The 13,270-nt window shown below is 66.8% G+C and carries 13 protein-coding genes; 7 read left to right on the forward strand and 6 right to left on the reverse strand.

Features of this window, described 5'->3' with window-relative positions:
• Positions 1-35 precede the first annotated feature (35 nt).
• The 5 genes from CJZ82_RS04180 to CJZ82_RS04200 all read left to right on the forward strand — a co-directional run bounded on the left by CJZ82_RS04180 (position 36) and on the right by CJZ82_RS04200 (position 4,402).
• Positions 36-1,157 carry a site-specific integrase gene (locus tag CJZ82_RS04180; protein ID WP_094554528.1) on the forward strand — a complete coding sequence of 374 codons (1,122 nt, stop codon included), beginning with the start codon at positions 36-38 and terminating at the stop codon, positions 1,155-1,157.
• Between the two features lie 46 nt (positions 1,158-1,203).
• A complete protein-coding gene (cobO, locus tag CJZ82_RS04185) occupies positions 1,204-1,881 on the forward strand; it encodes a cob(I)yrinic acid a,c-diamide adenosyltransferase (protein ID WP_094554529.1) in 678 nt (225 codons plus the stop codon).
• Positions 1,882-1,961: 80 nt separating this feature from the next.
• Positions 1,962-2,675 carry a UMP kinase gene (gene pyrH, locus CJZ82_RS04190; protein WP_094554617.1) on the forward strand — a complete coding sequence of 238 codons (714 nt, stop codon included), beginning with the start codon at positions 1,962-1,964 and terminating at the stop codon, positions 2,673-2,675.
• A gap of 24 nt (positions 2,676-2,699) precedes the next feature.
• Positions 2,700-3,239 (forward strand): ribosome recycling factor, encoded by a 540-nt coding sequence (frr, locus tag CJZ82_RS04195; protein WP_094554530.1) that lies wholly within the window; start codon positions 2,700-2,702, stop codon positions 3,237-3,239.
• Positions 3,240-3,241: 2 nt separating this feature from the next.
• Entirely contained in the window at positions 3,242-4,402 is a 1,161-nt protein-coding gene (locus tag CJZ82_RS04200) for an NAD(P)/FAD-dependent oxidoreductase (RefSeq protein ID WP_094554618.1), read from the forward strand.
• Here CJZ82_RS04200 and CJZ82_RS04205 read toward each other — a convergent pair.
• From CJZ82_RS04205 to CJZ82_RS04225, 5 genes are all read right to left on the reverse strand, one after another.
• Positions 4,399-4,773: a Crp/Fnr family transcriptional regulator gene (locus CJZ82_RS04205; protein ID WP_094554531.1), complete on the reverse strand. Its 375-nt coding sequence runs from the start codon at positions 4,771-4,773 to the stop codon at positions 4,399-4,401. The two genes, CJZ82_RS04200 and CJZ82_RS04205, sit on opposite strands and share 4 nt — an antisense overlap.
• 3 nt (positions 4,774-4,776) lie before the next feature.
• Entirely contained in the window at positions 4,777-5,955 is a 1,179-nt protein-coding gene (locus CJZ82_RS04210; protein WP_094554619.1) for a transaldolase, read from the reverse strand.
• A gap of 64 nt (positions 5,956-6,019) precedes the next feature.
• Positions 6,020-7,876 carry a penicillin-binding protein 2 gene (locus CJZ82_RS04215; RefSeq protein ID WP_094554532.1) on the reverse strand — a complete coding sequence of 619 codons (1,857 nt, stop codon included), beginning with the start codon at positions 7,874-7,876 and terminating at the stop codon, positions 6,020-6,022.
• A 2-nt stretch (positions 7,877-7,878) separates the two neighbouring features.
• Entirely contained in the window at positions 7,879-8,397 is a 519-nt protein-coding gene (locus CJZ82_RS04220; RefSeq protein ID WP_198949652.1) for a hypothetical protein, read from the reverse strand.
• Between the two features lie 59 nt (positions 8,398-8,456).
• A complete protein-coding gene (locus tag CJZ82_RS04225) occupies positions 8,457-9,824 on the reverse strand; it encodes a CPBP family intramembrane glutamic endopeptidase (protein ID WP_094554620.1) in 1,368 nt (455 codons plus the stop codon).
• 172 nt (positions 9,825-9,996) lie between these two features.
• Here CJZ82_RS04225 and CJZ82_RS04230 point away from each other — a divergent pair, with 172 nt between their 5' ends.
• Positions 9,997-11,352: a histidine phosphatase family protein gene (locus tag CJZ82_RS04230; protein WP_198949653.1), complete on the forward strand. Its 1,356-nt coding sequence runs from the start codon at positions 9,997-9,999 to the stop codon at positions 11,350-11,352.
• Positions 11,352-12,617, forward strand: coding sequence for a dihydroorotase (locus CJZ82_RS04235; RefSeq protein WP_094554534.1), 1,266 nt, complete (start codon positions 11,352-11,354; stop codon positions 12,615-12,617). Before CJZ82_RS04230 ends, CJZ82_RS04235 begins: the two co-directional genes overlap by 1 nt.
• Here the strand turns inward: CJZ82_RS04235 and lepB are convergent.
• On the reverse strand, positions 12,559-13,236 hold the full coding sequence (lepB, locus tag CJZ82_RS04240) for a signal peptidase I (protein WP_094554621.1): 678 nt from the start codon (positions 13,234-13,236) through the stop codon (positions 12,559-12,561). The two genes, CJZ82_RS04235 and lepB, sit on opposite strands and share 59 nt — an antisense overlap.
• Between the last annotated feature and the right edge of the window lie 34 nt (positions 13,237-13,270).

A 13,270-nucleotide genomic window follows, 5' to 3' on the forward strand; every position in this document is an offset into this window, starting at 1 on the left:
CTCTGACCCCATCCCTTGCCGCGATCGATGCGGAGCTGAGCCAGGAGAACGCCCGACTGGCGGCCAGCGGACTGGCCCTGCGGCTGGAGCGGCGGGGGGGACGGCTGGCCCTGCGCGGTCCCCTGCCATGCCCGCGGGGCGGTCCCCTGCGGGTGCAGCGCCTGAGCCTGGGCCTGGAGGCCAGTCCCAGTGGCCTGATCCAGGCCAGGCGGGAACTGAAACGGGTGAACCAGGCCCTGCGCCAGCAACGCTTCGACTGGGGCGACTGGGGCCGTCCCTGCGCAGCGACATCGGCGCTGGAGCGGCTGAAGGCCTTCGAGCAGGCCTTTTTCGCTGACCCCCGCCGTCGGCGCAATCCCGCCGGCAGCCGCACCACCTGGAGCGCCGCCTATCAGCCTTACCTGCGCAGACTGCGCGACCGGCTGGAGCAGGGGGAGCCTCTCGGCAGCGCGCAGCTGGTGCAGGTGCTGGAGGCTTACCCGCCCGCCAGCCGCAGCCGCGGGCAGTGCGGCACCGCCCTGGCGGCCCTGGCCCGGCATTTGGAGCTCCCCCTTCCCGATGACTGGCGCGAGCGGGCTGCCGGCTATGGCCTGCACCAGGCCCAGTACCGGCGCCTGCCCAGTGATGCCCAGCTGCTGGAATGGGTGGAGCGCATTCCCAACCCCCGCTGGCGCTTGGTCTACGGCCTGATGGCGGCCTATGGCCTGCGCAACCACGAGGTGTTCTTCGCCGATCTCTCCGCTCTGGCCCCGGGTGGCGACCGGGTGATCCGGGTGCTGCCCACCACCAAGACCGGGGAGCACCAAGTCTGGCCCTTCCAGCCCGAATGGGTGGACCGCTTCGAGCTGGCCATCCTCGGGGAGCACAACGACCGGCTGCCTGCGGTCTGCACTGATCTGAGGCGCACCACCCTGCAGCAGGTGGGCCGCCGGGTGGCTGAGCAGTTCCGCCGTTACGAGCTGCCGTGCACTCCCTACGACCTGCGCCATGCCTGGGCCGTGCGGACCATCCACATCGGTCTTCCTGACACGGTGGCGGCGCGGATGATGGGCCACTCGGTGGCAATCCACACCCGTACGTACCACCACTGGATCACCCGCCGGGACCAGCAGCAGGCGGTGGATGCGGCCCTGGCCCGCCAGCGGCTGACCCTCTGAGCCGGCCTGCGCGCCAGAGTGAGCAGCGGTTATCGCCTACAGCGCCATGTCCAACTCTGCTGCTGCCGACCCGCTCGATCAGGTGGCCGCTGAGCTCGGTCCCGGTGGGGATCTCGCCCCTGAGCGTGACGCCGAGGCCTACCGCCGCCGCATGCAACGGCGCCGGGAGGTGCAGCAGCAGCGGGTGGGGGAACGCAGCCTCGAAAAGGGACTTGTCCTGGTGTTCACAGGCGATGGCAAGGGCAAGACCACGGCCGCCCTGGGGCTGGTGCTGCGCACCCTGGGCCATGGCGAGGGGGTGGCAGTGGTGCAGTTCATCAAGGGTGGCTGGCAGCCAGGGGAGGCCCGGGCACTGCAGCTCTTCGGCGATGACCTGGCCTGGCATGCTCTCGGGGAAGGCTTCACCTGGGAGACCCAGGACCGGGAGCGGGACCGGCAACTGGTCCAGCAGGCCTGGCAACGCTCTCTGGTGTACCTGGCGGATCCCGCCCGCAAGCTGGTGGTGCTCGATGAGGTCAACGTGGCCCTCAAGCTGGGCTATCTCGAGCTGGATCAGGTGCTGGAGGGCCTCGATCGCCGCCCGGAGCTCTCCCACGTGGCCCTCACGGGTCGGGGGGCGCCCCAGGGCCTGGTCGACCGTGCTGATCTGGTCACCGAGATGAAGCTGGTGCGCCATCCCTTCCGTGAGCAGGGGGTGAAAGCCCAGGCCGGCATCGAGTTCTGAACCGGATGGCTGGCGCTTCTGCGCTTGCGAGCGCGGTTGCTACTGTGCCGCCGACTGTGTTCGCCGTGCGCTCAATTTCGATGGCTTACCAGCGCGTTCTGCTCAAACTCAGTGGCGAGGCGCTGATGGGGGAGCAGGGCTACGGCATCGATCCCGCCATCGTCCAGGCCATCGCTGCGGATGTATTGGCTGTGGTGAAGGCCGGCAAGGAACTCGCCATCGTGGTGGGGGGAGGCAACATCTTCCGAGGCCTCAAGGGTTCTTCGGCCGGCATGGACCGGGCCACCGCCGATTACGTCGGCATGTTGGCCACTGTGATGAACGCCATCACACTCCAGGACGCCCTGGAGCGGGTGGGCGTGCCCACCCGGGTTCAGACCGCCATCGCCATGCAGGAGATCGCCGAGCCCTACATCCGGCGCCGGGCCATCCGTCATCTGGAGAAGGGCCGGGTGGTGGTGTTCGGCGCTGGCTGCGGCAACCCCTTCTTCACCACCGACACCACCGCCGCCCTGCGGGCCGCCGAGATCAACGCCGACGTGGTGCTCAAGGCGACAAAGGTTGACGGGGTGTATGACAAGGACCCGGCCCGCCACAGCGACGCCATCCGCTACGACCAGCTCACCTTCCAGGACGTTCTCAGCGGTGAGCTGGCCGTGATGGACAGCACAGCCATCGCGCTCTGCAAGGACAACGCCATTCCGATCGTGGTCTTCGACCTGTTCGGGCCTGGCAACATCGGCCGGGCCATCGCCGGCGAGCCGATCGGCACCCGCATCGTTCCTGCCGGCTGACGCCGCACTATCCCCGCACCGCCCATGGATCTCGACGCCAGCATGCGCAAGTCGCTGGAAGCCACCCAGCGCACCTTCAACACCATCCGCACCGGCCGGGCCAATCCTTCCCTGCTCGACAAGATCACCATCGAGTACTACGGCACCGAAACGCCCCTGCGCTCGGTGGCCAGTCTCTCCACCCCCGATTCCCAGACCATCCAGATCCAGCCTTTCGACACCGCTGCGATGGCGGCCATCGAAAAAGCCATTTCCATGAGTGATCTTGGCCTCACTCCCAACAACGACGGCCGTCTGATCCGCATCAACATTCCTCCGCTGACTGCCGAGCGGCGCAAGGAATTCTGCAAACTCGCCGCCCGCTACGCCGAAGACGGCAAAGTGGCCCTGCGGAACATCCGCCGCGACGCGATCGACAAGATCAAGAAGCAGGAAAAAGACGGGGAGCTCTCCGAAGATCAGAGCCGCGATGAACAGGAGAAGGTGCAGAAGCTCACCGACCGCTACATCGTCGAACTGGAGAAAAGCCTCGCAGACAAGGAAGCCGACATCCTCAAGGTGTGAGCGTGGCCAGCGCTGCCCCCCGGCCAGCCTGTGATGCCGACGTGGTCGTGGTGGGTGCCGGAGCGGCCGGGGCGGCAACCGCCTACCACCTCGCTCTGCGGGGCTGGCGCGTCAGGCTCCTCGACGCTGGCAGCCTGCCCCGGCCGAAGCCCTGTGGCGGCGGCATGGCTGCCTCCGTGCAGCGCCTGTTCCCCTTTGATCTCGGTCCTGCCGTCGATCGGGTGATCACCAAGGTGCGATTCACCTGGTGCCTGGAGGATCCCGTGATCGCCGAGCTGCCTGGGGAGGCACCCTTCTGGATCGTGCGCCGCTCCCGTCTAGATCATCTTCTGGCCGAGCAGGCGGTGGGCTGTGGGGCCGATCTGCTCGAGGCCACGGCCGTGGAGAGAATCACACGGGAAGGGGATCACTGGCGCGTACACACCTCGGCGGGCGGCTGGATCAGCTGCCGGGCGGTGGTGATCGCCGATGGGGCTCGCTCGGCCTTCGGCCAGCCACTGGGCCTGGGGTCGCCCCAGCCCCGCTTCGCCTCCGCAGTGTCGGTGGAGGTGGACGCTGAAGTGCTTGAGCCCAACACGGCACATTTCGAATTCGGCCTGGTGCGCCATGGCTTCAGCTGGATTTTCCCGCGCCAGGGGGGCCTCAGCATCGGGGTGGGCAGCTTCATCGGCCGTGAGCCCCTCGAGAGCGAGGCCGTGCTGGCCCGCTTGCTGCCCAGTTTCGGGCTGCCACCCGACAGTGGCGAACGGCGGCTGTCTCCCCTGCGGGTCTGGGACGGACATCACCGGCTCCACCACGATGGCGGCGCCCTGGTGGTCGGAGATGCGGCCTCACTGGTGGATCCCTTTCTCGCGGAAGGACTGCGTCCGGCTCTACTCAGCGGCACCCGCGCCGCCGAGGCCCTCGACCGCTGGCTGGGCGGTGAAGCCGGCGCCCTTGCGGGCTACAGCGAGCGCATGCGCACTGAATGGGGCCAGTCGATGGCCTGGGGACGACGCATCGCCCAGGTGTTCTACCGGCTGCCCCGTGTGGGATATCAACTGGGGGTGAAGCGGCCCACCGCTCCGCGGCGCATCGCCCAGATTCTCTCCGGGGAGATGGGCTACGGCGACATCGCCCAGCGGGTGATCCGCCGACTGATGTTCAGCCGCAGTCAGAGTTAGCGCAGGCAATCCTTGAGCTGGCGCAGACGCTGGTCGATCGAGCTCAGTAACTCGATGGCGAACATCGGCGATTCCTGAACGGCGAAGAGGAACTTTTCCCGGTTCATCACCAGGATCCTGCAGGGACTGATGGCCTTGGCATTGCCGAAACGGCGGTGATCAGGGGTGACCAGCGCTCCTGCACCGAAGACATCGCCTTCCTTGATCTCCTCATGGCCGGCATCACCATTCCAGCTGAGTTGCACGCTGCCCTGCAGCAATCCGAACATGCAATCACCGGATTCTCCGGCCTTGAAGATCAGATCGCCTGGTTCGTAGTCACGCACCTCGCCCTGGGTGGCCAGGGCGCGCAGGGTGTCAAGAGCATTCATGGATCAGGCACCGGCGGCCGTAAGGGCCAGGGGGGCTCCCAGGCCACCACGGACGTCTTCTGGCACCAGCTTGCCGTCATGGTCGGTGTCGAGAGCATCGAAGACCGCATCGCTGCCCAGCCACTCTTCCCGGGTGATGCAGCCGTCGCCATCCATGTCGTTGAGCAGGAAGATCTCCTGGGCCGCGTGAGCGAAGGCGGCCTCCCCTTCCAGCTCGCCAAGGCGATGGGCCAGCTGGGCCTCGAGGGTCTCAATCGCCTTGCTGAAGCCGCGGATGCCCTCATCGAGCTTTTCGCTGGCCATCCGATCGGCCGCCATGGCGGCGGCGTAACCGGAACTGTCCAGGCTGAAGCGAGCTTCGGTGGGTGCAGGGTTGAGGGGATCGAGCTTGCGCGGCAATGGAGATTCGGTCTGGCGAAGCTGATCGAGCAGCTTGGGGGAGATCGTGAGCAGATCGCAGCCGGCCAGCTCGATGATCTCCTCGATGTTGCGGAAACTTGCCCCCATCACTTCCGTGCGGTAGCCGTAGGTTTTGTAGTAATTGAAAATCTTGGTGACGGAGATCACACCGGGATCCTCCGGCCCCGGATAGTGATCGCGGCCGGTGTCCTGTTTGTACCAATCGAGGATGCGACCAACGAAGGGGGAGATCAGGGTGACACCCGCCTCGGCGCAGGCCACGGCCTGGGTGAAGCTGAACAGCAGGGTGAGGTTGCAGTGGATGCCCTCCTTCTCCAGCGCTTCAGCGGCCTTGATGCCCTCCCAGGTGGAAGCGATCTTGATCAGCACGCGCTCTTTGCCGATACCGGCCTCGTGATAGAGGCCAATCAATTTGCGGGCCTTCTCGATCGTGGCCTCGGTGTCGTAACTGAGCCTGGCATCCACCTCAGTGGACACCCGCCCTGGAACGATCTGCAGGATTTCCTTGCCGAAGGTGACGCAGATTTCATCAAGTGCTTCCAGCACCACCTCTTCGGCGGGTGCGGCGGGCCCTATCACCTTCCTGGAGGCCTTGAGGGATTCATCGATCAGCCCCTGATACAGCGGTATCTGGGCGGCGGCCAGGATCAGGGAAGGGTTGGTGGTGGCGTCGCGGGGGGTGAACTGCTTGATCGCTTCCAGTTCACCGGTGTCAGCGACGACCACCGTCATGGCAGCGAGTTGATCGAGCAGGTTGGGCATGTCCCCATGCATCAGCATCTGCCATCAGGCTAGCCAGGCTCAGCCGAGCCCACCCAGAGCGTCCTCAACCCCGCACCGTTGGCGGGCTGGCTGGCTTCTTGCCGGAACTGGGAGGCACTTTCTCGAGCACGAGCAGAGCTTCGATGATCTCCTTGGCTACCGGAACCGCCACGGTGGAGCCGTAGGCACTGTCCCCCTGGGGCTCATCCACCACCACCAGCACCACATAGCGAGGATCGTCGATCGGCAGATGGGCCACGAAGCTGGTGATACGTGCCCCCGGGATGTAGACCCCGTTGAGGGCTTTCTGGGCGGTGCCGGTCTTACCGCCGATGCGGTAGCCGGGCACCTGAACGCCCTTGCCACTGCCCTTGTCCACCACTGTTTCCAACCAGGCCATCACCTGCTTGGTGACGGAGGGTTGCATCACCTGAAGTCCATTGGAGGCAGGAGCTTGGGCCAGGCTGTCGCCTGAGCGGAGGCCACGGGTGATGTGGGGGCTCACCAGTCGCCCTCCATTGGCAATCATGGCGTGCAGCTGAAGCAGCTTCAGAGGCGTGAGCGAGAAGCCCTGGCCGAAGGCGGCCGTGGCCGGCTCGATCGGCTGGGTGGTGAACTGCTCTCGGGTCTTGAGCTCGCCAGCCACGGCTCCCGGAAGGTCGGTATCAGGGACAGTGTCGATGCCGATGCGGCGCATCCACTCCCAGTAGATGGAGGGCTTGAGGTGGCGCATGGCCTGCACCATGCCCACATTGCTCGAGACCTGCAGAACAGTGGCGAAATCCAGGGTGCCGTTCGCCCGTCGGTCGTGGTTGAAGATCGGCCAGCCTCCGATCGTGAGCTGGCCCACGTCGTTGACGGTGCCGTTGGGTTGGATGGCCTTCTCCTGCAGGGCGATCGCCAGATTGATCGGCTTGAAGGTGGAGCCGGGCTCGTAGAGATCCTGAACCGCCCACTCACGGAACAGCCCGGGGGAGAACTTCCAGAACTGGTTGGGCTCGTAGCTGGGACTGGAGGTGAGCGCCAGCATTTCGCCGTTCCGCACATCCATCACCATGGCGGACCCGCGCTTGGCCTTCCACTGCTTCAGCTGTTTGGAGAGGGCCTGCTGGGCCACCTGCTGCAGACGGGCGTCGAGGGTCAGCTGCAGCCGCAGATCATCGGTGTAGAGAACACCTGACTGGAGACCATCGGGCAGGGGTGTGCCGTCGGCGCCGCGGCGCAACTGACGGATGCTTTCCTGGCGGCGCAGGTCTTTGTCGCGGCTCTGCTCCAGGCCGGCCTGGGCGACTCGCTCCAGGTTGAGGAAGCCGACGACATTGGCGAACAGCTGACCCTGGGGATAGATCCGCTGGGGATAGGGCTCGAGGTCAAGGCCACTGATACCCAGCTGGCGCAGACGTCGCGCAGTTTCTGGATCAAGATCAGTGGCGAGCTTGACCCCGGTTTTGCGACCGCCGATCGTGCGCATCAGATCGGAGGCAGGCACCAGCAGCACCTTGGCAAGCTTCTGGGCCGTCTCGGAGCTGTTGCGGATCAGGTTGGGATCGTCACCCGGAAAGTTGAAATAGCGGGGATGGGCCCAGAGGGTGAAGCGCTCCTCGTCGATGGCCACCAACCGGCCGTTGCGGTCGACGATCGGCCGGCGCTTGCCGATCGGCTTGGTCTTCTGGGTCTGGATCGACCGGGCCAGCTGTTGCAGCCGGTCACCCTCTTTCACCTGAAGCCAGGCCAGTCGTCCTGCCAAGCCGACCATGGCCAGGCAGAGGGTGAGATACACAATGAGCAAGCGGCCAGCCGGCACCGGTTGCAGCTGGATCACCCGACGCCGGCTGCCACGCGAATTTTCCGCCTCAGTGGCGCTGCGTGCTCCTCCATGCAGGGGTATGGGGGCGGACCCAGTGGCGGAGCGACGCGCCACCCTCAATACCCAGCCCGAACGATTTGGGGGTCGAGGCTGATCCGGCTGAATTCCACGCCGAGCGAGCGGGGATCAAGAGATTGGAGGTTGAAGGGCTGGGACTGAGAACTGATCTGAGGCTGGCCCACAGGGGAGCTTGGATGGCTCTGGGACGACCTGGCGCTTGGAGAGGGCAGATGGATCAGGCGCTGAAGGCTGGTAGGCACCAGCAGGCCCGGGCGGCGGGCCATCTCCAGGTGGTGTTGCTCCAGGACGGCCGTGGATTCCTGCAGACGGTGTTCCAGCACCTGGGTTAATTCCAGTTGCTCAAAACTTCTGGTCCATTGCCCCTGCCAGTGCAGGGTGAGGGCGGTGAGGCCCACCATCGAGAGGCCCAGGGCCACGAGCAGGCCATCTGACGCTCTGTGCAGACCTGCCAGCCAGGGGGCCTGGCGCACAACACGCCTGGCGGAGAAGGAGCCCTGGATCAGCTCCAGAGAGCGGCGCCTGAAGAAGGGCTGGGGCGACGGAACGGCGACCACCGGAAGCTGACGAATCTTCGCAAGTGAACCATGGGGCGCAAGGGGCAGCAAGGCAACGATCAGCGAGCCAGCAAGAGCAGGTTTGAGAAAGTGAGTCCGTTCCAGAGAGCATGCAGCCCCACACAGGTGCTCAGGCGTCCGCTGCTCAGACGCAGCCAGCCCAGACCCAGGCCCAGGGTGAACAGGGGAGGGAACTCTCCGAGGCTGAGATGGGCGATGCCGAAAACCGCGCTGCTGAGCAACACCGCGGACAGGGGACCGAGCTCCCGTCCCAGCACCGGCAGCAACACTCCCCGGAAGATGGTTTCCTCGAACAGCGGGGCCAGCACGATCGCCGTGAAGGCGAAACAGGCCAGCGTCAGACCGTTACCGCTGCGCAGCACCAGCTCCAGCAGAGGATTGCTTCCGCCTATGTCGCTCCAGACGAGCTGCTGGAGCCAGCCGACCAGCGCCACCAGGGGCAGCACGATCAGCAGATACTTCACCGACTTGCGCAGGGCTGAACCCAGAGGTCGCCAGCGGAACTGCAGCCAGCGCCCCTGCGGGGCCTCGCCCCTCGAGCGCAGCAGCCAGAAGAGCATCAGCAGCGGCGCGGCCATCAGGCCGAGGTACATGGCGAGCACCGTGATGCCATCAGCGAGGGGAGGCTTGATGGCCAGTGCCGAGAGAGTGGACTGCAGCAGGGGGCTCAGCAGCACGGGCGTGAGGACTTCCCCCAGCAGCACGAACCCTCCGGCGATCAGCAGCACCACATCGATCACCCCCAGATCGGGGCCGACCAGGCCAGGCAGCGGCTCTTGCTTGCCGCGCCAGCGCAGCCAGCCTTCCCGCAGCAGCAGCACCAGCCCAACCAGCAGGGCCAGGGCAGGCAGCAGGTTGATGCCCAGGAGCTGGAGCAGGGCTCGCCGCTCGGCGGCAGGCTCGGCGCAGTCGCTGGTGTCCGACAGCACCTGGCAGCTCAGCCGCCTCACCAGAGGGTCCTCGAGCATGCCCAGCGCCTCGGCAGGCATGTTGCCGCCTTGGGGCACCATCAGCAGCTGCTCGATCAGGGCCTGATCTTCGGCGCTGGCAAGCCGCTGCAATTGCAGCAGCAGGGGCCGGGCGGCGGCCGGTTGTCCCTGGCGCAACTGCAGCAGTGCCCGCTCCAGCAGGCTGATCCTGGCCTCCCGTTCACCCGACGCCTGAGCGGAGGCTGAGCCCGTGGTGCTGTCGCCACCCTCCTGCGCCTGCTGCTCCAGTTCAGCCAGTAACAGTCCCCCCGGGTCCACGCCCACCAGGAGCGGCTGCAGCGAGGGCGAAATGGCCGGTGCGGCCAGCGCACTCAGCTCCAGTTGCCGCCTGGACAGGTCGTTACCCACCGATGGGCGCTCCAGGCTTTCCAGCAGACCGTTGAGCCAGAGCAGCAGGCTCAGCACCAGGCTGACCATGGCCAGCCCCACTTTCAGGGACCCGGCCCGTCCTCGCCCCGCTGTTGCCACCCCGACTCCTCGCACTGGCCCGATTCTCCCTTGAGCCCGACAGGCGGCCGTAAGCGCAGGCAACGATCAGCCGCTCAGGAATCCCTCCCATACGATGACGGCGCTTCCAGCTCCAGACCCCGTGCCCCTTCGGCTCCTGCTCGTCCGCCATGGACTCAGCAGCTTCAACACCGAGCGCCGCATCCAGGGCCGGGATGATCTCTCCTCCCTCACCGACGAGGGCCAACGCCAGGCCCGCCTCACTGGCGCAGCGCTGGCTGACCTTCGCCTCGATGCCGTCTACAGCTCCCCCCTGAGCCGGGCCGCCAACACGGCCGCCCAGCTGCTGGAAGCCCAGGGGGGTGGGCTCAGCGCCGAGTGTGACGACGACCTGCTGGAGGTGGATCTGGACCCCTGGTGCGGCCTGCTGGGAAGCGAGGTGAAAGAGCGCTTTCCCGAGTCCTACCGCCTCTGGAGAGAGGCTCCCGATCAGCTGGAGCTGGAACGCTCCGATGGCAGCAGATTCCAGCCGATTCCAGAGCTGATGGACCAGGCCCGCCGCTGGCTGAATCGCCTGGAGCGCGAGCATCTGGCTCAGGTTGATCAGCCGGGAGACGATCTGACCACGGTGCTGGTGGTGGCCCACAGCGCCATCCTGCGCTGCCTGGTGATGCAGTTGCTGGGGCTACCCGCAAGCCGCTTCCAGGGGCTGCGTCTCGAGAATGCCTCCCTCTCGGTGTTCAACCTGCAGCGTCAGGTCAGCGGCGTGCAGGTGCAGATCGAATCGCTCAATGTCACCGCTCACCTGGGCACCCGACTGCCGCCCAAGGGACCAGGGGCACGCCTGTTGCTGGTGCGCCACGGCGAAACCGACTGGAACCGCCAGGGTCGCTTCCAGGGACAGATCGACATTCCCCTCAACACCACCGGTCTGGCCCAGGCACACTCCGCGGCCGACTTCCTGAGCACCGTGCCGATCCAGAAGGCCTTCACCAGTTCGATGGCCCGGCCTCGCCAGACCGCCGAAGCCATCCTCACGGCCCATCCCGAAGTGACGCTCCACAGCCAGGAGGGCCTGGTGGAAATCGGTCACGGCCGATGGGAGGGGCGCCTGGAGCAGGAGATCTCCCAGGAATGGGGGGAGTTGCTGCAGCAGTGGAAAGATGCGCCCCACACCGTACAGATGCCCGAAGGTGAGAATCTGCAGCAGGTCTGGGACCGCTCTCTGGCTTGCTGGAATGCTCTCGCCGCTGGCTTGGAGGCGGACGAGACTGCCCTGGTGGTGGCCCATGACGCCGTCAACAAAACCATCCTCTGTGCCCTGCTGGGCCTGACCCCAGCAGACATCTGGATGGTCAAGCAGGGGAACGGCGGGGTGAGCGTGATCGACTGGCCGCCGCCGCAGAGTCCTGGCGGAACCCTGCCGGTGGTGACCTGCTTGAACCTCACCACTCACCTCGGTGGCGTGATCGACCGCACCGCCGCCGGCGCCCTCTGATGACGGCCCACCTGCTGCGGGATGTCCAGCTGCTGCAGGGGCCCGACCAGCCACTCCAGCGCAGCGATGTGCTGCTCGAGCAGGGGGTGATCACGGCGATTGGTGCCAGCTCGTGGGACGGGGCGGCACGCCTGGGCCTCAGCCCCCTGCCCGCTGGCTCCTGGCTGTTGGCGCCGGCCTTGGTGGATCCCCACAGCTTTCTGGAGGAACCTGAAGACGGCCGCGCCGAAACCCTCGAAAGCCTGGTCCGCTCAGCCGCGGCGGCTGGCTACGGCACCGTGGCCCTGCTGCCGCGGGCCCGCAACTGGCGTGATCGCCCCGAATGCCTGCACCTGGCGGCTGAGCCCCCGTTCGACCTGCGCCTGTGGGGGGGGTTCAGCCTCGGTGGCCGCGGCGAAGGGCTCTCCGCCCACGCCGATCTGCTGGCCGCCGGTGCCCTTGGACTGGCGGAGGAAGGGGAGCTGCCGCCTCTGCCCCTGCTGGAACGTGGACTGAGCATCGGCGAATGCGCTGATCGCCCTGTGCTGCTGGCCCCGCGCAACGCCAGTCTGGATCACGGGGGCTTCGTGCGAGAGGGGGTGGAAGCCCTGCGGGCGGGCTGGCCCGTGGATCCGCCCCTGAGTGAGACCATCCCCCTGCAGAACCTGCTGACCCTTTGGGCCCTCCTGCCCCAGGTGCGCCTGCGCCTGGCGAATCTCTCAACCGCCGCTGGCGTGAAGCTGCTGCGGGCGGCCGATCCGGCGCCGATGGCCACGGTCTGCTGGTGGCATCTGGTGGCCGACAGCGGCAGCCTTGATCCGGTGGCCGAAGGCTGGCGGCTGGTGCCCTCCCTGGGCACCCCCGAAGACCGCCGTGCCCTGGTGGCGGCCCTGGCTGATGGGGTCATCAGCGCGGTGGCGGTCCACCATCAACCGCTTGATCCAGAAGAGCAACTGCTGCCTCTGGATCAGCGCCGGCCTGGCCTGGCGGGTCACCGCTACGTTCTGCCGCTGCTATGGCATCAACTGGTGCGGGAGCAGGGCTGGAGCCCCGAAGCGCTCTGGCGCGCCCTGTGCTGGGGACCGGCCCGGCTGCTCGATCTGGAGGAACCAGGGCTTCAGTGCGGCTCCAGGCGCTGGATCCTCTTCGACCCGGAGCTGGAGTGGACCCCAGGAAGCGATGGCTATGCCTCCAGGGCGGCCAATCAGCCCCTGGGGGGCGAGGTGCTCAGGGGGCGGGTTTTGGCGACGGGGCTGCTGCCCCGGCTTTGGCTGGGTCCCCGCTGAGGGGATCCGGATCCCCCAGCGGGCCAGTGCGATCAAGCGGCCAGAAGCGGTAGAAGGCCCGGCCGATGATCTCCTTGCGGGGCAGGAAGGGACCACCCGGCCAGAAGCGTCCATCCCAGCTGTTGGCGCGGTTGTCACCGAGGGCCAGCACGGCTCCAGGGGGCACCACGGTGTCGAGGGTGCGGCAGGGGCCGGTGCCCTGGCTGTCGATCGGGCAGAAGTTCTGGACGTAGGGCTCGCGGATGCTCTGGCCGTTGATGCTCAGCTGCCCGCGGGGGTTGACCACTACCCGGTCACCGGGGATCGCCACCACCCGTTTGATGTAGGCATCGCATGCCGGCTCCTGCAGGCCGGGGATCGAGCCGATCAGGGGCAGATTCACCAGCAGGCAGCCCAGGGGGCTGGGGCGTCGATTGGCCTGGAGGGCGGGGTCGAAGTGGAAGGGGGAGTGGAACACCACAATTTCGCCCCGCTGGGGGGCACGGCTGCGAAACGAGATCTTCTCCACCAGAAGACGGTCCTGGATCTGCAGCCCGGGCAGCATGGAGCCCGACGGGATGAAGCGGGCCTCCAACAGAAACTGGCGGATTCCCAGGGCCACCGCCAGGGTGAGCAGCACGCTGCGCCAGAACGCCCAGGCGCTTTCCGAGCCG

Source organism: Synechococcus sp. 1G10 (genome assembly GCF_002252625.1).
In the GTDB taxonomy this organism is placed as follows: domain Bacteria; phylum Cyanobacteriota; class Cyanobacteriia; order PCC-6307; family Cyanobiaceae; genus Regnicoccus_A.